14 protein-coding genes and 2 other annotated features are annotated in these 21,464 nt (G+C 27.9%); of the genes, 3 read left to right on the top strand and 11 right to left on the bottom strand.

Features of this window, described 5'->3' with window-relative positions; translation table 11 throughout:
- Positions 1-43: 43 nt before the first annotated feature.
- From ACWPW7_RS08850 to ACWPW7_RS08830, 5 genes are all read right to left on the bottom strand, one after another.
- Positions 44-676 carry a response regulator gene (locus ACWPW7_RS08850; RefSeq protein ID WP_454053232.1) on the bottom strand — a complete coding sequence of 211 codons (633 nt, stop codon included), beginning with the start codon at positions 674-676 and terminating at the stop codon, positions 44-46.
- Positions 631-762: a hypothetical protein gene (locus ACWPW7_RS08845; protein WP_454053231.1), complete on the bottom strand. Its 132-nt coding sequence runs from the start codon at positions 760-762 to the stop codon at positions 631-633. The genes ACWPW7_RS08850 and ACWPW7_RS08845 overlap by 46 nt, the downstream gene beginning before the upstream one ends.
- Positions 763-777: 15 nt before the next feature.
- Positions 778-2,334, bottom strand: a complete 1,557-nt coding sequence (locus ACWPW7_RS08840; RefSeq protein WP_454053230.1) for an ATP-binding protein — start codon at positions 2,332-2,334, stop codon at positions 778-780.
- 104 nt (positions 2,335-2,438) lie between these two features.
- The gene (gene tyrS, locus ACWPW7_RS08835) at positions 2,439-3,665 is read right to left on the bottom strand and encodes a tyrosine--tRNA ligase (protein ID WP_454053229.1); all 1,227 of its coding nucleotides are present in this window, start codon (positions 3,663-3,665) and stop codon (positions 2,439-2,441) included.
- Positions 3,666-3,821: 156 nt separating this feature from the next.
- Positions 3,822-4,038 (bottom strand) — a binding site (T-box leader).
- 75 nt (positions 4,039-4,113) lie between these two features.
- The gene (locus ACWPW7_RS08830) at positions 4,114-4,524 is read right to left on the bottom strand and encodes a hypothetical protein (RefSeq protein WP_454053228.1); all 411 of its coding nucleotides are present in this window, start codon (positions 4,522-4,524) and stop codon (positions 4,114-4,116) included.
- A gap of 605 nt (positions 4,525-5,129) precedes the next feature.
- Here ACWPW7_RS08830 and ACWPW7_RS08825 point away from each other — a divergent pair.
- Positions 5,130-5,291: a zinc-ribbon domain-containing protein gene (locus tag ACWPW7_RS08825; RefSeq protein WP_291582006.1), complete on the top strand. Its 162-nt coding sequence runs from the start codon at positions 5,130-5,132 to the stop codon at positions 5,289-5,291.
- A 116-nt stretch (positions 5,292-5,407) separates the two neighbouring features.
- Here the strand turns inward: ACWPW7_RS08825 and ACWPW7_RS08820 are convergent, their stop codons facing one another.
- The 5 genes from ACWPW7_RS08820 to ACWPW7_RS08800 all read right to left on the bottom strand — a co-directional run bounded on the left by ACWPW7_RS08820 (position 5,408) and on the right by ACWPW7_RS08800 (position 11,373).
- Positions 5,408-5,944, bottom strand: coding sequence for an ECF transporter S component (locus tag ACWPW7_RS08820; RefSeq protein ID WP_454053227.1), 537 nt, complete (start codon positions 5,942-5,944; stop codon positions 5,408-5,410).
- A gap of 917 nt (positions 5,945-6,861) precedes the next feature.
- Positions 6,862-8,460 carry a peptide chain release factor 3 gene (locus tag ACWPW7_RS08815; RefSeq protein WP_454053226.1) on the bottom strand — a complete coding sequence of 533 codons (1,599 nt, stop codon included), beginning with the start codon at positions 8,458-8,460 and terminating at the stop codon, positions 6,862-6,864.
- A gap of 482 nt (positions 8,461-8,942) precedes the next feature.
- The gene (locus tag ACWPW7_RS08810) at positions 8,943-9,530 is read right to left on the bottom strand and encodes an AAA family ATPase (protein ID WP_454053225.1); all 588 of its coding nucleotides are present in this window, start codon (positions 9,528-9,530) and stop codon (positions 8,943-8,945) included.
- Between the two features lie 108 nt (positions 9,531-9,638).
- The gene (gene trpS / locus ACWPW7_RS08805) at positions 9,639-10,637 is read right to left on the bottom strand and encodes a tryptophan--tRNA ligase (protein WP_454053224.1); all 999 of its coding nucleotides are present in this window, start codon (positions 10,635-10,637) and stop codon (positions 9,639-9,641) included.
- 66 nt (positions 10,638-10,703) lie between these two features.
- Positions 10,704-10,943 (bottom strand) — a binding site (T-box leader).
- A gap of 52 nt (positions 10,944-10,995) precedes the next feature.
- A complete protein-coding gene (locus ACWPW7_RS08800; RefSeq protein ID WP_291562997.1) occupies positions 10,996-11,373 on the bottom strand; it encodes a desulfoferrodoxin in 378 nt (125 codons plus the stop codon).
- A gap of 569 nt (positions 11,374-11,942) precedes the next feature.
- On the opposite strand from ACWPW7_RS08800, the gene ACWPW7_RS08795 reads away from it, so the two are divergent.
- Complete coding sequence (locus tag ACWPW7_RS08795; RefSeq protein WP_291563000.1) at positions 11,943-12,170, top strand: hypothetical protein; 228 nt, start codon at positions 11,943-11,945, stop codon at positions 12,168-12,170.
- Between the two features lie 144 nt (positions 12,171-12,314).
- The gene (locus tag ACWPW7_RS08790) at positions 12,315-12,692 is read left to right on the top strand and encodes a VOC family protein (protein WP_291563003.1); all 378 of its coding nucleotides are present in this window, start codon (positions 12,315-12,317) and stop codon (positions 12,690-12,692) included.
- 80 nt (positions 12,693-12,772) lie between these two features.
- Here ACWPW7_RS08790 and ACWPW7_RS08785 read toward each other — a convergent pair whose 3' ends face one another.
- Entirely contained in the window at positions 12,773-21,352 is an 8,580-nt protein-coding gene (locus ACWPW7_RS08785; protein WP_454053223.1) for a GH36-type glycosyl hydrolase domain-containing protein, read from the bottom strand.
- Between the last annotated feature and the right edge of the window lie 112 nt (positions 21,353-21,464).

Here is a 21,464-nt window from a genome sequence, read left to right as displayed (position 1 = left end):
GAGCATATTTGTTAAATAATAAACAATCAATATTTTGTTCTTATTATTTATTTTGTTCTTTTTGGTCTAGAATCTTATATACATGACAAGGCCTACCTATTTTCCCATATTCTAATTCAATATAAAGCCTACCTTCTTTTAACATATATTCAAGATATCTTCTAACTGTAACCCTTGCCATGCCTATATTTTCAGAAAGTGCTTCTGCTGTAAAGCAACAGTGTGCATCATCGTTAATATAATTCCAAATCTGATTATATGTGTGAATATTCAGTCCTTTTGCCAACTCTATTTCTCTCTCATTCTCAGACATATTTTTATAATTTTCTTCATTATTTAGAACATATTGATCAATAGTTTTTTGTTCTATAGAAATTAGTTTATTAAAGGTTTCCATACGTTTTTTATAATTATATAATGCCTCTTTAAATCTATCAAAAGTAAAAGGCTTTATTAAATAATCTATTGCTCCATATCTAAAAGCTTCTTGCACAGCTTCAGAGGTTCTATCAGCAGTAATCAATATTACATCGCAGCAAATCCCTTCATTTCTTATCCATCTAATAAAATCTAATCCATTCTCATTTGGAAGAAATATATCTAAAAGCACTAACTGTGGATTTTTACTTTCTATAATTCTTTTTTTGCTTCTTCTAAATTTCCTACTGCTCCACATAGTTTAAATCCCTTTAATTTATTTAAAAACATTGAATTTATTTCTCTTACCATTGGATCATCCTCTACAATTAAAACATTAATCATTTTAAATATCCTCCTCTATTTTGGAATTGTTACATACCAAGTGGTCTTTTCATCAGTAGTAAAGTATATATTACCCTCTATCTCTTTTATTATTTTCAATATATTATAAAGTCCATGTCCTCTATCACCAAGTTTTGTTGTAAAGCCCTGATTAAATATTCTATCTTCTATATCTTTTGATATCTTATCTCCATTATTACTTATTTCTATTTGAATCTCCTGGTCATAATCCATTATAAACACTGTTATTTTAGCATTTTCTTTTCCTATAACTGCATCAATGGAATTTTCAATTAAATTTCCTAATATAATTGCAAACTCATCTATTGTTATGACTTTAGGAATTTCCCTCAGTTCACAGTTGCTATCAATCTGAAAATCTATCCTTGCTTCAGATGCTTTATTATATTTTGCTAATATTAATCCGGCTATAACAGGTTCTTTAATTTTATTATTTAATAAATCTAAAATATGCGTTCTCGCTTGTGCAGTATTATGTATAAACTCTAAAGCTTTTTTATATTCTTCTAGTTGAATAAGCCCTGAAATTGCATGGAGCTTATTCATAAATTCATGATTTTGTGCTCTTAAAGACCACATAAGTCTTTTAATTCCTGTAAGCTCTTCAGCCATAAGCTTAACCTTTGTAAAATCTTGAAAAGTCACAATAGAACCTATGATATTACTTTCATTATTAGTGATAGGATAATAATTACTAATAACTGTTTTTCCTAAAGGAAGTTTTTCTTCTACATTTGTAATAGGTACTCCATTTTTTAACACTATTTTTAATTTATTAAAATGCTCAATTTCTTTTAAAGTTCTTCCTACATATTTTTCCTCAGCTAAAAATTCTCTAGCATTTTTATTTACTACTGTTATTATTCCTTCTTTATTTGAAGCTATTATTCCCTCATTCATACTTTCTAAAATTGCTTCTCTTTCGCTAAGTACCCAAGCTATTTCATCAGGCTCAAGTCCGAAAATAGACTTTTTAATGTTATGAGAAATTATAATAGCTCCTACAATTCCTATTATAAGACCTATAATTACATAGGGAAGAAAATTTATCATTAAATCTGTGTATTCGTCATTAAAACTCCCTAAGAATAATCCTACACAAACAGCACCAACTTGTTTTCCATCTCTATATATAGGTGTAAAAGCCTTAATAGATTTATCTATATCTTCAATTGTGTCTGTAGTAATATAACTTCGTCCTTTTGATAATACAATATTTTCTCCCTCATTAATAAAAGCTTCCCCTAAGCTTTCTGTAAGATAATGAGAATATGCAATACCTTTCATGTCCATCACTACAATAAATTGACCTCTTGTTTTAAGTCTCAAGGCTTCTATTCTAGGCTGTATTTTATAAATTCCTTTTTCCATTCCTACATTATCTATAACTACTTCCATAGCTGCAACAGAGGTAGCCATATTCATAACAGCCTTACCTTTTTCTTCTTTTAATATCATCTTGGAATAATTCATAAAAAAATAAGTTACAATAATTAAGGTAAAACATATTATACTAGTTACTAAAATTATCATTTTATTTTGAAGTTTCATTAAAACCACCTTTATTTAAAATACTTGTATACATATATTTTTAAAAATACCATTATAATACATAAACAAAAGAAAAACTGCTAACATTGTTAGCAGTTTTTCTTCTATTTAACTTCTAATTTATAGAATTTTTTCTTCCCTCTTTTTATTAATGCATATCCATCTTTTATAAAATCTATAGAGAATTTAGCATTAACATCCTCTATCTTGGTTTCATTTATAGTTAATCCGCCTTGTTGTATAAGTCTTCTTCCTTCTGCTTTAGATGGTACTATTTCTGTTTGAACCAATATATCTAATATATTACCTTCTAACATATCATTGCCTATAGCCACTGTAGGCACATTAGACATATCAACTCCACCACCAAATAAGCTTTCTGCAGCAGTCTTAGCTTTTTCTGCTTCTTCTTCTCCGTGAACAAGCTTTGTAACTTCATAAGCAAGTACTGTTTTAGCTTTATTTATTTCAGATCCTTCTAATGCAGAAAGTCTCTTAACTTCATCCATAGGTACAAAAGTTAATAATGATAAACATTTCTCAACGTCAGCATCATCAATATTTCTCCAGTATTGATAAAAATCAAAAGGAGAAGTTTTTTCTGGATCTAACCACACAGCACCATTTGCAGTTTTACCCATTTTATTTCCTTCACTATTAGTTAATAGTGAACATGTCATACCATATGCTGCTTTACCTTCTTTTCTCCTTATAAGCTCCATACCTGCTAAAATATTGGACCATTGGTCATCTCCACCTAATTGCATAGTACAATTGTATTTTTGATTTAATACTAAGAAATCATATCCTTGCATTAACATATAGTTAAATTCCAGGAAAGATAATCCTTTCTCCATTCTTTGCTTAAAGCATTCTGCTGTAAGCATTCTATTAACAGAAAAATGAACTCCTACTTCCCTTAAAAATTCAACATAGTTAAGATCTAATAGCCAATTAGCATTATTTTCAAGTATAGCTTTATCATCACTAAAATCTATTAATCTTGATAATTGTTTTTTAATACCTCTAATATTCTCATCTATATCTTCTCTTGTAAGCATTTTTCTCATGTCAGTTCTTCCTGATGGATCTCCTACCATTGCAGTACCGCCACCAACTAATGCTATTGGTCTATGACCTGCTTGTTGCATATGGGACATAAACATCATAGCTATAAAATGTCCAACATGAAGACTATTTGCTGTTGGGTCAAATCCTATATAAAAAGTAACTTTCTCTTTTCCTAATATTTCTTTCATTTCTTCTTCGTGTGTTAACTGTTTTAAAAATCCACGTTCTTTTAAAACGTCATATACATTTGTATTACTCATTTTAATTCCTCCCTTTGTAGTACGATATTAATTTTAATAATAATTAGCTATATCTCTTTTTGAATTCAAAATTTAAAATTATCATTGAAATTTCTTTAAAAATACTTTTTTAAAGCTTTTATAGTTTTTTAAATAATAAAAGTCCCTAGTTAAAAAACTAGGGACGAAATTTTCCGTGGTACCACCCAAATTGATTTTGTAAAAAATCCACTCATATCTTGTAACGTAAGAAATGCCGTATCAGCCTACTATTAAAATCTAAGTTCAGCCTAAAGCTCAAGAATGTATTTCATTATGTTCCTCAACTGATTTACACCAACCATCAGCTCTCTTTATGATTTCCATAACTACTTATTTCTATCATCGCCTTTAAATATAAAATTTATTATTACTATAATACTATTATTCTTTAGTAAATACAAGTATAAATTATATAAAATAACTGGGTTTAACTAATATATCTCTTTATCTCATCTGGTAACTGTCTAGGATCTCCACTAATATTTATGAAAAACTCAATGTTAAACTCTTGAGTCAAATATTCAATTTTATAAAATAATTTTTTCATTTCTTCCAAGGATGAAATTACTCCATTCATAACTCCGTCTATCATAATAGCTTCAATGTCATAGTCTTGTGCTATCATTCCACATAAAAAACCATAGAAATCTTTTGCATTATCTACTTTAAAGTCCTCTGCGCATATAAACCTTATCTTCCTATCTAGTTCAAAAACCATTCTTCTGTCATCATCAACATAAACTAAGTTACCCTTTGCCTTCGAAACCTTGTCATTTGCTAAGCTAACAAGAGCCTTTGTTTTTCCTGAGCCTTTTTTGTTACAGAATACATGAATCATTTTTAACGCCCCCAGACTTATTTTATTATTTAATTATTACTATGAGTTACTATGTTTGAGTTATATTCATTATATATTATTCAGAATATTTTTACAATAAACTATTAGGAAAATTTTCAATTAATGTAAAATCTATTTATAAATTTCTCACTTTTACAATAACTAAATCTTATATAATTATTCATTTTAACCTATATTTTATAAAATAATCTTTGGTCTTGAAATATTTTTTTATGCTAGTTTTGTGATTATTTTTGAATTTTTTGAATTTTAAATTATATACTATTTTTTGCCAATAATTTTTTTTTCCATATGCTCTATAATCCTCTTCATAACTGGCTTTTATATTATTTTATGCAGATGATAATTTTAATTTACTCATATACATAAATTGTTACTTTCATAAAAAAATTTCCACTTATTTTGAAAAATTCTATTGTATTATATAATAATTATGCTATAATAATATTAGGGTTTTATTCAACTCTAATAGATTGAACAAGGTTAATTAGAACAAGGCAATTATCCCCTCCTTTAATCGAGGAAAAGAAAGTGATAGTATCCATTGTTTAATTAGTCCTTAGATTAAAAGGAGGTCATTAATAATGGCAGATAGAAATATTACTTGTAAAGATTGTGGAAAAGAATTTGTATTCACTGAAGGAGAGCAAGCTTTCTACAAAGAAAAAGGATTCGAAAATGATCCAGTAAGATGCCCAGAGTGCAGAAAATCTAGAAAAAATTCTAGAAATAACTATAGCAAATAATAACTAGAATACTAAGAGAGCAATTGCTCTCTTTTTTAATTTTAGACCATATGGATAATATTCTTAGCATAAAAGGCTTTATATAAAAAATAGAGGGAAGTATACCCTCTACCTTATTAAAACTTTATGTATTTTTTTAATTGTGTCGCTAGTGGTAACGCTATAACCATACCAGCTGCAACTTGCAATGCATTACTTGGAATAGCTACTATTGCATTAGGTAAGCCATATATTATCCAACCTGCAAAAAAATACCCTATTATCATAACAACTCCTGAAATAACAAAAGCAAAGAAGTTGTTCATAAAATTTTTCCCCTCATAACCATTTCTATAAGCTAAAGCACCAGCAATATAAGCCATTGAGCCTTTTATTATAAAAGTAAATGGAGCCCAAATAATATATGGGGAAAGCACATCAAATAAAGTCATTCCTATCGCTCCTGCCACAGCTCCCTTTTTCCTACCTAACAATACTGCTGCAACAAAAATTGCACTATCACCTAAGTGAAGTACACCTTCTCCAGAAATAAATGGTACATGTATTATACTAGTTGCAATATAAATTATTGCAGCCATTATAGCAACTTGTACTAATGATAATGCTGTATTACTATTTACACCATTCTTAGTAGTTACCTTGTTATTTCCCATACTAAACACTCCTCCATAAAGTTTTCCCATATTAATTATACATATAAACAAAAAAATTACAATGTTTTGTTTATAATATTTAAAAAGTTTTGTATATTTTATTGTCCTTTAGAGGAAACTAATTTTAATTGCAAATTTATAAGTGAATAGTTCTATTAAGTTTATAAATTTGTTTTAAAAGAAAAAGCTTATATATAATAAGTAAAATTTTATTTATTATTCTGCTTTTCTATATATTGTCTACAGTTAAAGCATTTTTATAAAAATATTCAAAAATTCTTTGAAGAAAGGTAGGTGAAAACCGTTATTGTTACTTATAAAAATCTATTATAAAACTATTTATCTTTTTATTCATTGAATATGTGACATTATATTAGTAAATATAAAATTACAACTATACTTTCACTTATGCTTAATAAAGCTTTAAGTAGATAAGATACTTAATAAATTAATCATTAGAGTAAGCATTTCTGCGTATTATGAGTTACATAGAAATTTGATCTCTTCTAGTGATATATAAAATAAAAATAGCATTTTATGAAGATGAACAAATTAAAGATAAAATCAACAATAAAGTTTTATAATATTTTTATTAAATTTTATAAGTTTTACATAACGGATGATAGCTAAATGACATATTTACGGTGGTTTGGCGGTTTTATGTTACTACTATTATTAATATGTCTCTTCTTTTTAATTGGTGGAAATTTGATAAATGTGCTGTTAATAATCAGTTTGTTTACTATAATTCAAGATATATTTCATAAATATTTACGTCCATAAAACATCTCTAAAAGCGGAGTCAAAAATGATTCTTAATTTTTAAATTCCTTTTTCCAATCTATCTATAATTAGTTTTTTAAAAGCAAGAAAGCGTGAATTCATCACGCTTTCTTTGTTAGGTATTTCAAAATATCTTAATCATTATTTTTAGCTATATCTGATAATACTAGGCCATCATTATGCTCTAATGCCCAACTTATTCCCCAATCATTTTGGAAAATCAGTAAATCTCTATCTTTAAAGTCTTTTACCACTTTAGTATCACTAGTAATATTCAATTTTTCTGCTGGTATATCAGAATTTTCAATCCATCTTATATTTCTAAAGGAAAGCATATCCATTTTAATATCAACATTATACTCATTTTTAAGTCTAAATTCTAAAACTTCAAACTGGAGTACTCCTACAACACCTACAATAATTTGTTCTGTACCTATATGAAGTTCTTTAAATACTTGAATAGCACCCTCTTGAGAAATTTGAGTTATTCCTTTTATGAATTGTTTTCTTTTCATTGTATCTACTGTTCTAACTCTAGCAAAATGCTCTGGTGCAAAAGTTGGTATTCCCTCAAATTTTAACTTATTGTTTGGAGAACATAGTGTGTCACCTATACTAAAAATACCTGGATCAAATACCCCTATTATATCTCCAGCATAAGCATTCTCTACTATTTCCCTATCCTGTGCCAAGAATTGCTGAGGTTGTGAAAGTTTAACTTTACTATTTCCTTGAATGTGGAAAACTTCCATGCCCTTTTCAAATTTCCCTGAACAAATTCTCATAAATGCTATTCTATCTCTATGTGCTTTGTTCATATTAGCTTGTATCTTAAAAACAAAGGCAGAAAAATCCTCTGAAAATACATCTATTTTACCTTTATCTGATATTCTAGGTAATGGTACTGTAGTTAAATTTAAGAAATGCCCTAAAAATGGTTCTACTCCGAAATTTGTTAATGCACTTCCAAAAAACACAGGAGTTAATTCTCCTCTTTTAACTTTTTCATAATTAAAATCATCTCCTGCTACATCTAAAAGCTCTATATCTTCTAAAAGTTTTTCATATAGTGAATCTCCAATAGCTTCTCTTACTGCATCTTCATCTTCCATAGGAATTATATCTGTTTCAACTTCAGTTTGTCCATGGTTCCCTGCATTAAATATTTCTATTTCTTTTTTCTCTCTATCATAGACTCCTTTAAAGTGAATTCCTGTACCTATTGGCCAATTTATTGGATAAGATTTAATTCCAAGTTCATTTTCAAGTTCTTCCATAAGTTCAAAAGGATCTCTTGTTTCTCTATCCATTTTATTTATAAAAGTAAATATAGGAATTTCTCTTATACTACAAACATGAAATAACTTTCTTGTTTGTTCTTCAACCCCTTTAGCCCCATCAAGTACCATAACTGCACTGTCCGCTGCCATAAGAGTTCTATAGGTATCTTCACTAAAATCCTGATGTCCTGGAGTATCTAATATATTTATACAAAATCCATTGTAATTAAACTCCATTACTGAAGAAGTAACGGAAATTCCTCTCTTTTTTTCTATTTCCATCCAATCCGAAACAGCATGTTTAGCTGTTTTCCTAGCTTTAACAGACCCTGCAAGTCTAATAGCTCCTCCATATAAAAGTAACTTTTCTGTAAGTGTAGTCTTACCAGCGTCAGGGTGAGAAATTATAGCAAAGGTTCTTCTTTTTTCAATTTCTTTTATGTAATCGCTCAAAAGTACCGCTCCTTTATTTAAATATATTAACTATTTTATCCTAAATCTTCACAAAATATATAAATTTAAAGTTTTATAAATATCCATATAACTATTATTGTAAAGAAAAATTTAACTATAATAAATTGAAACAATTTAAAATAAACTTTTAATTAATTATATAAATATTTTAAAATAAAACTATAATTTATTGTATATTATTATCACTTTAATCTTTAGTAAAATTAGCTAAGTTAATAAAATTTTTATAAGATTTAGGCTATGTTCTGTAAATAAACCTACCTTATATAATATCATATTGATTTGTATAAAACAATTTTTAAAAATATTTTTTAGTTAAGATATAGATGTACTACTTTCCAATTTAATCTATACATTTTATAATTACATTATTGAATTCTTTAAATTTCTACCTTATACAATTGAAAATTGACAATAAAGAATTAAAATAAAAAAGACATTTAGTGACTAAAATATAGTCTCTAAATGCTTTCTCCCGCAACTTCTGAAGTTGCACCTTTTATCCCAATTATGTCTAATATTTGTTTCGCTCTTTCTCTAGTGTTTCCCGTTAATTTAATATACGGTACAGACTCTACATCTAAAAACTGTTTAATAGCTTCATCTACTTTGCTGGCAGTTTCTTCATCTTGCCATCTAACTCCATCTTTAGAGTATCCAAATTCTCGTCCTACATAAAATATATAATCGTATTTTGAAATATCTCTAATTGCAAGGCCATAAAGATCTTTTAATATCTCTATTTCTTTTACAGTGCGTTTTTTATCACCTAACATAAACCTTGCATATATGTATGGAACAAAAGTAGCATAATCAGTAATAGCATACTCAAAAATTTCTAGCTCTTCTTCTAACTTAGCTTGGCCTAAATATATACCATATTGTTCAGAGATAGTTTCAATCATACCCTTTTCTCTTAAATATTCTGTACTATATTCTGCCGCACAGCCTACATCTAATCCTAATATTTTCATATCAACATATAATTGTTGTATAAGTGTAGTCTTTCCACATCTTGGTCCACCCAAAACTGCTATTCTAGTAGTCATTGCTTATGACCTCCAAATATTTTAATTGCATAGTAAATTATAGCAATTTACTATGCAATTTTCAACATTTTACTTAGATATGAAGCAAAATCTCTTAAATAAATCTAATTATCTTGGTATAAGTCCAATCTTTTTCTGCATTTTTCTTAATGTCTTTGTAGCTACATAATTTGCTTTTTCTGAACCTTTTTTATATATTTCTTCAAGATAATCCTTGTTTTCTAGAAGCTCTTTAACTTTTTTTTGAACTGGCTCAAGCTCAGAAATTATTGCTTCTCCTACATCCTTCTTAAATTCTGCATATCCTAAACCTTCATATTTCTTCTCTATTTCTTCCATTGTCATTCCTGTTATAGTGCTTAGAATGGTCATTAAATTTTTAACTCCTAATTGGTCATCATTATATTTAACTACACCTAAGCTATCTGTAACAGCTCTAGAAATTTTCTTTCTTATAACCTCAGGTGGATCCATAATTAATATATATCCATTTGGATTATTTTCAGATTTAGACATTTTCTTCTCTGGATTTTGTAAATCCATTATTTTAGCTCCAGTTTTACCTACATAAGCTTCAGGTATTACAAAAGTAGGACTGTATAGCCTATTAAATCTTTCAGCTAAATCCCTAGCAAGTTCTAAATGTTGTACTTGATCAACTCCTACAGGCACCACATCTGTTTGATATAAAAGCACATCTGCTGCCATAAGCACTGGATAGTTAAATAATCCAGCACCTATACTTTCTCCACTATTCTTAGATTTATCTTTATATTGAGTCATTCTGCTAAGCTCTCCCATATAACTATTACAAGTTAAAAGCCAAGATGCCTCACAATGAGCTGGTACATGTGACTGAATAAATAGTGTATTAGTATCTGGATTTATGCCTGCCGCTATATAAATTGCTAAAATTTCTAAAGTTCTTCTTCTAAGCTCTGCTGGACTTTGTGATACCGTAATTGCATGTAAATTAACTACACAAAAATAACATTCATATTCCTCTTGAAGTTTAGTCCAATTCTTAATAGCTCCTAAATAGTTGCCTAATGTTAAATCTCCTGAAGGTTTTATTCCACTAAATATAACCTTTTTTTTGTCTTCCATAAAACTTCCTCCTTTATCTTTTAAAATTATTCCCTAAATTAAATAAAAAAGCCCTATGGAAAAATTCCATAGGGCGCTATCATACGCGGTGCCACCTAAATTCAAAACTAATTAATTTAGTCTTCTTTATCAGATACATTATAATATCTTACCTCTATAACGGGAGGTTCACGTCAAAGACTACTTTAAGTTCATCTTGAATCTCAAAGACCCATTCAGCTTAAGCATAATTATGATAATTCCACCATCTATCACTCTCTTTAAATCTGTTTTTTAAGCTTACTTACTTCTTTTCAACGATTTTATTAATTTTCTTTTTATATATGATATGACATTAAGCAGATAATGTCAATAGTTTTTATGATTTCCACAATCCGTGCAAATTACAATATTCTCTTGCGTATAAAACTTTATCCAGAGTTGTGCTAAAAACAGCTTCTGGTTTTTCATCAACGCTTAAATATTTTCTGTAAACTCTATCTTCTGTATGAAGTTCTATCCACTCAATATGATGTTCTGGTGTCATTGGATGCTCTACTGAACCTATTCTAACAACAACTTTTCCATCCACTTCTTCTAACACAGGAACATGCTTTTCATTAGCTGCATCAGTAGTATTTTCTTTTTTAAGAGTCATAGGTTTACCACAGCAAACTAAACTACCTCCAGCAGCATGTACAACCTCTATCATATTTCCGCAAATATCACATTTATAAACTTGTCTTAATTCTGTCATATTAATTCCTCCTTATTTAATAAAAATTGTAACTATATAAAGAAATAACTAGTCAAAGATGCCAAGTATATTTTCCGTCATGCATATATATATTCCAATAGTAGTTAGATTATCATCCATCCTAAAGACATAACATACCACGAAATAAATGTGCATACTGATCAGTTATTTTTTATATGCTAAAATACTAGTACTTACTATACTGCAATTTGTATTAAAGCCATATTTATAACAATTGTCATAAATATGGATAAAATTACAAATTCTCTAATTTTAGTATCATTAATTATCTTATTCTACAAAAAGAAATATTCTCCTTTTAATTCTATAATTTATCCAAAATATATTTAGTATTATTTTTTATATTGTACGCAAAATAACTGTAAGAGTCTGAAATAAAATAACTAGTTAAAAATGATAGTAATATTTTATATCAGGTTAAAAGTTAACTTACATTGATAAGTTCTATCCACGTTATAGGTGGTGTGACAGAAAGTAAATTAATATAATGACTAGCTTTTTTGAAAAATACTTAAATTAAATCATATTTATATAAGGGAGTGATTTTTATGGCGAAGAGGAAAAAAAACTCTTATGGACCAAATGAACGCGAATTTTTAGAAGCACCATTAAAAGAAGTTAGAGCTTATTCATTAAAAGATTATACAAAGCTTCCTGATAATGTAAGAGATAATATTGTATCAAATAATATCTCCAATCAAGAATTCGACTATACTTATAATAGTGGTTCAGATATACCTGGTTTTAAATCTGAAAAAACTTTAAAGAAAAAATAATTTATTTTAAATGCCTTAACCTAGCTTTTAAAGCTAGGTATTTTTATATGGTGAAAAATTCAAAAAATTGTTATAATCAAAATATAAGGAAATTAAGAATGTATACCATAAAATTTAAAATATTTAGTTTTAGGAGGAAAGTACATGATAAAATCTATTTACCCAACAATTTTTGTAAAAGACATGGAAATATCTACAAATTTCTATAAAAAGCTTTTAAATCTTAAAGAAAAAAGAAATTTTACTCCTCAACCTAATGTACACATAATAATATTAGGTGATGAAAACAATAACCTTATTGAATTTATAAAAAATAATAATATAAACTCTGAAAGCTCATCTAAGTCTAATATGTCTGTAATAGTTCATGTTGAAAATATAGATAAAATGTTAGATATTATTAAAAGTGAAAATATTGAAATCTTACAGGGACCTATAACTACAGATTTAGGCGCTAAAATCATATTTGTAAAGGATATGGATGGAATCACCATTGAACTTATAGAAGAAGATTTTAACTAAAAAAACGTGGTTAACCACCACGTTTTTTTAGTTAATAGTTTATAGTTAAATGTTAACTTATTATTTTTTTAAAAAATGTATTAATTATAAGTTACTTCTATATTATATTGTCCTTCATCAAAATAAGGGATAAAATTATCTTCAATTTTTTTATTATTAAGATAAATACTCTTTTTGTCACCTTTTTTAATCCTAATATTATAAATAGCCTTATTAAACTTATATTGTATTTCATATTGCTCCCAAGGTAAAGAGCTGCAAGGATTTATAGTGAATCCTTTCCCATCTTTAATAGAAAATCCTAAAATTCCCTCAATAGCTACTTTATACATCCATGAAGAAGTTCCTGTGTACCAACTCCAACCACCTCGACCTACATGAGGCTCAACAGAATAAACATCTGCCGTCATTACATAAGGCTCTGTTTTATAAATTTCTGTGGATAAATAATCACTACTATGATTTATAGGATTAATCATGTTAAAGAGTTTTATCGCAATATCGCATTTACCCATTTTAGCAAAAGCCAGTATTGCCCAAGTAGCAGCATGAGTATATTGACCTCCATTCTCCCTAACTCCTGGTATATATCCTTTAATATATCCTGGCTCAAGTTTTGATTTCTTAAAAGGAGGAGTTAATAATAATATCATTCCCTTATCTTCTCTTACTAAATATTTATAAAGATTATTCATAGCTTCTTCTGCTCTTTCTTTATCTCCAGCCCCAGAAATAACAGACCAGGATTGACTTAGTGAATCTATTCTACACTCTTCATTATAAGATGATCCCAATGGAGTACCATCATCAAAGTAAGCCCTTCTATACCACTGTCCATCCCATCCATTTTCCTCTAGAGATTTTTTTATAAACTGCTGTATTTCATCATATTTTTTATAAGATTTATCATCATCTTTAAAGCTACAAATATTTTTAAAGCTGTTTAAGATACTATATAAAAACCATGCAAGCCAAACACTTTCTCCTTTTCCTTTATTGCCTACGGTACTCATTCCATCATTCCAGTCACCACTACCCATTAATGGTATATTATGTTCTCCAAATTTTAATGATTTTTCTATAGCCCTTAAGCAATGTTTATATAAACTTTCTTTTAACTCCGATCTAGGTGAAATTCTATATCTTTCATCTTCACCTTCTCTAAGTTCTTCATCTTTTAAATAGTATATTTCTTCATCTAAAATACTATAATCTCCTGTTTTATCAATATAATCACTAACTACATAAGGAAGCCATAATAAATCATCACTAAACCTAGTTCTAATTCCACTATCTATAATTGGATGCCACCAATGTTGTACATCTCCTTCTTCAAATTGTCTTGAAGCAGCATAGAGAATTTGATTTTTAGTAATTTTATGATCTAAATAGCATGTTGCCATAACATCTTGAAGCTGATCTCTAAAGCCAAATGCTCCTCCACATTGATAAAATGCAGTTCTAGCCCATAGCCTACAACATATAGTTTGATACATGAGCCATCCATTTATCATTATATCAAAGCTTTTATCTGGAGTATTAACCTGAAGTGTATTTAAACGTATATTCCAATAATCTTTTACTTCTTTTAAGGAAGCATTTACATTTTCTATACTTCTATACTTTTCTATGGTTTTCTCTAAAACTTCTCTACTCTCTTCAGCTCCAAAAATAATGACAACTTCTTTTTCTTCATTTTCTTTAAGTTTAATAGTGGCCATTGATGCCAAACAAGGATCTAATCCTCCTCCATAGGTACCTCTTAGCTCCTTATATTTCATAGCTCTAGGATTTGAAATGTTACCTTCTTCTCCTAAAAACTCAACTTTATCTCCACTAAAAGATATCTGTTCTTCTCCGTTAATAGTTAAATAACATATAGTATCTTTAAATGGTGTATTATAAGAATTCTTACTGGATATATATGACTTGTCATTATCTATTTCAGTAAAGATTTTTTTGTAAGTATTTTCTCTAACAACACCCATAGTTAATTCTGCATAATAGGCTACACGTAATTCTCGTTCATAATTTTCATTGTTCTTAAGTTTTAATTTTATGAGCTTTGCATTTTCATCTATAGGTACAAACATTGTAGTTTCAGAAGTTATTCCAAAATTATAATGGACAAATTTAGAGTAACCAAAACCATGTTCAATTATATAAGTTTTATTATCTCTTATAGGCTTTGGTGTTGGGCTCCAAACTTCCTGGCCATCACTAATATATATACATTCACTGCAATAATCTACAATATAATCATTGTTCCATATGGTTAACTTATTTTCCCTACTATTTTTAAACCAAGTATAAGATGTTCCACTCTCAGACACTAAAAATCCAAAATTAGGATTACTTATTACATTTATCCAAGGTGCAGGGGTATTCTGATTATCTTTAAGTATAATAGTATAATTTTTCCCATTATCTCCAAAGCCACCATATTGGTTAAAATACTCTAGTTGTGGAGTTTTAATATCTATATCTTCCTTATAGTTATATCTTTTCTTCTCTTTTTTTGTATCATCCTCTAAAAAGACTATTTTATTTTCCTTTTCCATATAATTTATTTGTGAAGCTAAAGTTCCCTTATCGCCCTGAACAACTACAGAAGATATCGCTTTAAACAAGTTTATATCTTCTTCAGGTATAGTTGATGAAAGTAAAAATACTCCACCTTTTTTATTCTCTAGATACTTCAAGTTAGTTGAAGATATTAAATCTCTTATACTTTTTTGAAGAGGAAGTTTATAACTTATAGGTTCTAAATTTAATATTACTAAATCAAAAAATATATGTTTTCTTCTTAGATAACTATGAGCATCGATAATTTGCCTTACAATATCTATGTGTTTTTCTTGTTCTACCACTACTAAAACCATAGGTATATCGCCAGATATTCCATATCCCCATAAATCTCTTTGCCCTTTATTGAGCTTTATAATATATTTTTCTCTTTCTCTATAGCTAGAATTTAAAAATAATATTTTTGATGCTAATTGCTGATATAAATTTCCTTGAGTAGATTTTATATTTAAGTTTTTCATTTCTTTTTGACAATATTCAAAACTTAAACTATATAACTTATTTATTGTTTCTACTTCACTATATTTTTTTGAAATTCCTATCAATTCTTCTCTATCATAGTTAAAAGAAGTTAAAAAATGAATTTTGCAACTACTTTTAGGTTTTACTTTAACTCTCTTTCTTAAGCTTATAATAGGGTCAAGTACAGCACCTACGGTGTTAGTCAGCATTATATTATTTTTTATAGCTTGAGGAGCATTCTTATCGTTACCTCTTCCTATAAATTTTGCTCTTGAAGTTTCATACTCTAAAGCACCTATTACCTCTCCTTCTACTACTGCATATTGCATCATATAAGGAGTTTTCTCATTTTTATGTCTAGGATTTCTATTAGCTATTATTAAGTCATCTTCTCCTATAAATTCTGTTTTTATAAATAAGTTTCCAAAGGCAGGATGAACTAAATCGCCATCATATTCCTGAAGTACAACCTCACAATAACTGGTGATCTCTAATATTTTCTCTTCTTCACTATTGTTTTTTAATTCTAAAGTTCTGAGCTCTAAATTCTCATCTTTAGATAACACTATAGAAGTTTTAGTCAACAACTCACTATCGTTTCTTGTATACTCAATTTTATCTAAATAAAAATTAGCAGTATATTTCTCTCTATGCTCCCTACAAGGTTCATAGGTTGAAGAAAAATATTCTCCATTATTAATATCTTTTACATAAAAGAACATACCAGTATTATTATTTGCATTTTTTTCTCTATATCTATAAAGTAGTAATTTATCTATCTTTGAATATCCACTACCACTATTTGTTAGCATTACACTATAATTATTATTAGATAAAAGACCAATTATAGGATACTTGCTAACTGGAGATTCAATTTTTCTAGGTATAATCTTTTGTATATCATGCATACTTTTCTGAATTGCATATTTCTTTTCTCTATCATAAATTACTCTTTTAGAAATCTTTTCTTGCAATAATAACTCTGTAGCTCGAACCATTGCCATTGAATGAAAATATTTTTGGAGTATATTATTGTTTAATATATTATCTATAGCCATTATGCTCATACCTAAATGATGTATCATATAACATTTTACAACTTGCTTATTCACATCTTTTGAAACTCTATCTGGAGTATAATCTATAGCTTCATAAAAACCATATAATCCTTCGGACCCTTCTTGAATAAGTTTGCCTATATTTTTAAATCCCTTTTCTTGATTTCCCATAAGTGACATTATAGTTGAGTAAGGTGACACAACTAATTCATTTTCAAGACCTCTTTGTAATCCTAATGTTGGCACTCCAAAGGCCTTATATTGATAATTTGAATCCATGTCAAAGTTGTAATAAGCACTTTCTGAAATACCAAATGGAACTTTTTTATTTTTTCCATATTCTATTTGTGAATTTAAAGAAAACTCATAACTTTCATCTAATAGAGTGCTAGGATAATTTTTCATTATAAGCCTAGGCATATAATATTCAAACATAGTACCACTCCAAGATACTAACCCTTTTCCTACACCATCAGTGGTCATAGCTCTTCCAAGTTTAAACCAATGGCTTGTTGGTACTTCATTTTTAGCAATAGCTATAAAACTTGCCTGTCTTGCCTCTGAAGCTAAAAGATCATAATAACTTTTTCCTCTACTATTACTTTCTAAATCATAGCCAATGGAAAATAATTCTCTATCCTTATCAAAAAGTATAGAAAAATCCATTGCATAAGCCATATTTAATACTTTTTCTTTTACTTCATCTATAGAGTTTATTAATGTGTTTATTTTATTTATACTGTTTTTTAGAAAAGACTTTCCTTCACTTGATTTTACTTTTCCCATTAACACATTAATCTTACTTTCATACTCTTTTAATGTATTATAGGTAGCAATATTATCTATTTCATTTAAAATATCATCATCATAACACTCCAAATGAGTAATCCAAGGAAATATATTATCTATTTCTTTGATATAGCCTTGTAAGTCTTCTATAAGTTTGTTAGTCCAATAAGTTGACTTCAAATCTTGAATTTCTAATATTTCTTTTACCCTTAATAATAAATTACAGCAATTGTGCCTAAAAGAAATCAAATCATTAGTATTGTTATCAAATTCATCTTGAAGCATCAAATATATATATTGTTTAGATGGAAAACTTTCAATTTCTTCCGCTGCTAAGCTAATTGTATCTTGAATTCCTTTAGTGATAGACGTAATAAAAGGCTTTTCTTCATAGATATTTAAAGCTTCATAAGTAGTAAACAAATAACTTGCTAAATTTCCGCTATCTACTGTGGAAATATATCTTGGATATAATGGTTCTTTAGTTTCACTATTATACCAATTTAAAAAATGTCCTCTATGTTTTTCTAATTCTTCCATGCTATTTATAGAGTTTTCTATTCTTTTTACAGCTTTTAAAATGCTAATATAGCCTAAATCTACAGCAGTTATATTTGAAATAATACTCATTCCCATATTAGTAGGAGAAGTTCTTAATGCTGCACCTTTATATGGTTCTTCTTGATAATTATCCACCCCTAAGTAATTACACTCTTCAGTTATAAAATCTTCAAAATATGCCCAAGTTTTTCTAGCTATCCTTCTTATTGTAGCCTCTTCATTTTCTCCCATGGTATATATCTCTTTTTCATTTTCAATACTAATTAACCATGCTATCATAGGGCTTAAAAACCATAAGATACAACTTGGTAATAAAGACAATCCTACATTTATGTTGTTATAAAAAGCTGCAGTCAGTATAATTAAAGAAATTATACTACCATACCACATAGAGTATATGTATGCTTTTAGACTTTTCCCTGAAGTTCTCTCTACATCTGCTGCTGTTTGCCACTGTAATAGATTTTTCTTAGATATAGTCATTCTATAAATAGTTCTAATTATAGCATCTAGCATTAAATATCCTTGATAAGGTAAAAATACATATATAAAAAATACTTGTTTAAATACCATTTTTCCATCTTGTATTCTTCCACTTAAGCTAATGCCTTTTAGTGGTGATACAACATATTCAGTAACATCAAATAGTATAGGTGTGATGAGAGATATAAATGCAACCATATACCATTTATCAGTTCCATCAGGTAATAATTTTATTAAAGTAAAAAATAGTAGTATTATCATAGAAGGCGAAATTAAACTTCTTCTAAGATTGTCAAAAATTTTCCATTTAGATAATCTATTTATTGGACTTTTCTTAAATAGCCAAGGGATAAGCTGCCAATCTCCCCTAACCCATCTATGAAGTCTTTTGGAACTTGAATTATAATAAGCTGGATAATCGTCTATTAACTCCACATCTGTTATAAGCCCAGCCCTAACATAGGAACCTTCCAATAAATCGTGGCTCAATACTCTATTTTCAGGTATTTCATTTTTTAACATATATTCAAATACGTCTAAATCATAAATACCTTTACCAGTAAAAATACCTTCTCCAAAAAGATCTTGATATACATCAGATACTGCCATAGTATAAATATCTATCCCTGTTTCTCCAGAAAATATATTAGAAAAATAGGTTTTATTCGAACTTAAAAGACTTATACTAATTCTAGGTTGCATTAGCCCATAACCTCTTAATACAGCCTTCTTTTCTTTGGCTACATATGCTACATTAAGAGGATGTGCCATTGCACCTATAAGTTTTTTAGCTGCTTCTCTAGGAAGTACTGTATCAGCATCTAAAGTTATTACATATTTTATCTTTCCTAACTCTTCGATACTACTACTAAAAATATTATAAGTTGTATTTTTTTCTCCTCTTAATAGAGCATTAAACTCCATTATTTTTCCCCTTTTTCTTTCATAACCTATATAAAGATTCTCTCTGTCATTATATACTCTATGTCTACATAAAAAGAAAAACTTATCATCCTTATCTTTACAGTATTTTTCATTTAATTCTCTTATATAACTAATGGTATCTTCACCAATTTTTTTATCATCTTCTAATACTTCTCTATCACTATCTCTGAAATCTCCTAATAATACAAAAAACAGATTTTCATCTCTATTAGCTAGATAATAAACTTCTAAATTATCTACTAATTCTTTAGCTCTTTTGCTGTCATTTATAATAGTAGGCACTACTACTGCAGTCTTATAGTCATCTGGTATATTGTTGAATTCAATTCTAGGCATTATGGTTGGAATACATAAGTGAGTAATACTCCAATTCAGTATAGAAATTACAACATCACTAAGAGGTATAGCTGTTATCAATACCGCTAATATGTACTTCCATAACCTAAAATTGTAATCATTTATATAGCTCCAATATACAAAGGTTGCAGATAAAATAATAGTTAATAGAATAATAGTTGTTACATAAAATGTAACTGCCTTCCCTTTTATATAGTTTTTTAATCTTTCAAAGCCTTTATAATTAATATTTAGTTTTTTATTTAATTTTTTTCTTCCATCATCAAATAAATAATACCCAATATGATCTTCATAGGGTTTCTCTGTGCTTTCATTTGAACATTCTAAAGCCTTTTTTGCAATATAAGATTCTGGAATATTACTCTGCTTTGATATTTTTTCTACTACATGCCTATAATAATCTTTAGATTGAAAATCCATATTATTGTAAACTTTCAATTTATCTTCTTTTAATATTTGCTCAACTATAGATATTTCTTCAAAAAGCCTTTTATAATTTAAACTATCCACATCTCTTAAAGATGTAATACTATTACCTAATATGGTTTCAAATTTACTTTCTCTTTTATAAGAAGTAGCTATTACAGTGTCCATATTAATTTCTTTAAGCTCTAATTTGTCTTCTATCACTTTATTAATTTCATTATTTTCTATTCCATTATCTCTTAAAAGTTTTAATAAATGATCTGCAAAAGTAGTAGTTATTTTCTGTTTTTTTAGTGTTTCATGAAAATTATTTTTTAAACTTCCATCTAATTGACTGTTAATTATATCTTGTGCTAAAATTTCTGCTCTCTTTTTTTCTCTCACTGTAAAAGAAATTTCTTCACAAGTTTTTCCTATGTTTTGAATTAAAGCAGCTCTAATCATAATTGGTAATGCCCATAGTTCACCCATGGTCAATATAGTTTCTTTTTGATAACTGTTAATAAACTCTTTAATTATATTTTCATTTAAGTTTCCTTCGCTATTACTTACAACTTCTACCGCAATTTGATAAACTCTAGGATATCCCTTAAATATACCTCTTTTAGCTACAGGTAAATGTTTATAATATTTATGTGGCATATTAAGTTTTATATCATGATATTCTTTCTCTAGAATATACATATTATCTAATATCCATTCTCCACCTTGTATAATATCGCAATTTTTTTTGTACTCCTCATTTATTTCATCATGACAAGCAATAATCTTTTTATAGCACTTTTGAATATTATAAATTAGAGATTTTTTACAGCTCTTATTAGTTATATCACTGTATTTTTGTGAAAGTTCCATAGCTAAGCTATTTAAATCCTCTTTATTATTTTCACCTATCTTAATATAATCTAATAAATCATCATCACTACATTTTCTTAATGTAACAACTCTCAATGCTACTAAGAAAACTATCGATAATATAACTATGTACTCCATAAAAATCCTCACTTTCAATATATATTGTCACCTGTATATTATTTCCTAGGTAATCATAATTTATTACTGTATATTAAGTTTTCTGGAATAAAGTTTGTTATAAATTAGTTTT

This window comes from Clostridium sp. Marseille-Q7071 (assembly GCF_965112025.1).
The sequence above is the reverse complement of the archived record's forward strand: the minus strand, read 5'-3'. Positions and strand labels throughout refer to the sequence as shown.

Excerpts from the sequence above, each read along its gene's own strand:
- ACWPW7_RS08790 (WP_291563003.1), top strand. The coding sequence starts at position 12,315 with ATGATAAAATCTATTTACCCAACAATTTTTGTAAAAGACATGGAAATA.
- trpS (WP_454053224.1), bottom strand. The coding sequence starts at position 10,637 with ATGGAAGACAAAAAAAAGGTTATATTTAGTGGAATAAAACCTTCAGGA.
- tyrS (WP_454053229.1), bottom strand. The coding sequence starts at position 3,665 with ATGAGTAATACAAATGTATATGACGTTTTAAAAGAACGTGGATTTTTA.
- ACWPW7_RS08810 (WP_454053225.1), bottom strand. The coding sequence starts at position 9,530 with ATGACTACTAGAATAGCAGTTTTGGGTGGACCAAGATGTGGAAAGACT.
- ACWPW7_RS08800 (WP_291562997.1), bottom strand. The coding sequence starts at position 11,373 with ATGACAGAATTAAGACAAGTTTATAAATGTGATATTTGCGGAAATATG.
- ACWPW7_RS08785 (WP_454053223.1), bottom strand. The coding sequence starts at position 21,352 with ATGGAGTACATAGTTATATTATCGATAGTTTTCTTAGTAGCATTGAGA.
- ACWPW7_RS08820 (WP_454053227.1), bottom strand. The coding sequence starts at position 5,944 with ATGGGAAATAACAAGGTAACTACTAAGAATGGTGTAAATAGTAATACA.
- ACWPW7_RS08850 (WP_454053232.1), bottom strand. The coding sequence starts at position 676 with ATGTGGAGCAGTAGGAAATTTAGAAGAAGCAAAAAAAGAATTATAGAA.
- ACWPW7_RS08795 (WP_291563000.1), top strand. The coding sequence starts at position 11,943 with ATGGCGAAGAGGAAAAAAAACTCTTATGGACCAAATGAACGCGAATTT.
- ACWPW7_RS08825 (WP_291582006.1), top strand. The coding sequence starts at position 5,130 with ATGGCAGATAGAAATATTACTTGTAAAGATTGTGGAAAAGAATTTGTA.
- ACWPW7_RS08830 (WP_454053228.1), bottom strand. The coding sequence starts at position 4,524 with ATGATTCATGTATTCTGTAACAAAAAAGGCTCAGGAAAAACAAAGGCT.
- ACWPW7_RS08840 (WP_454053230.1), bottom strand. The coding sequence starts at position 2,334 with ATGAAACTTCAAAATAAAATGATAATTTTAGTAACTAGTATAATATGT.
- ACWPW7_RS08845 (WP_454053231.1), bottom strand. The coding sequence starts at position 762 with ATGATTAATGTTTTAATTGTAGAGGATGATCCAATGGTAAGAGAAATA.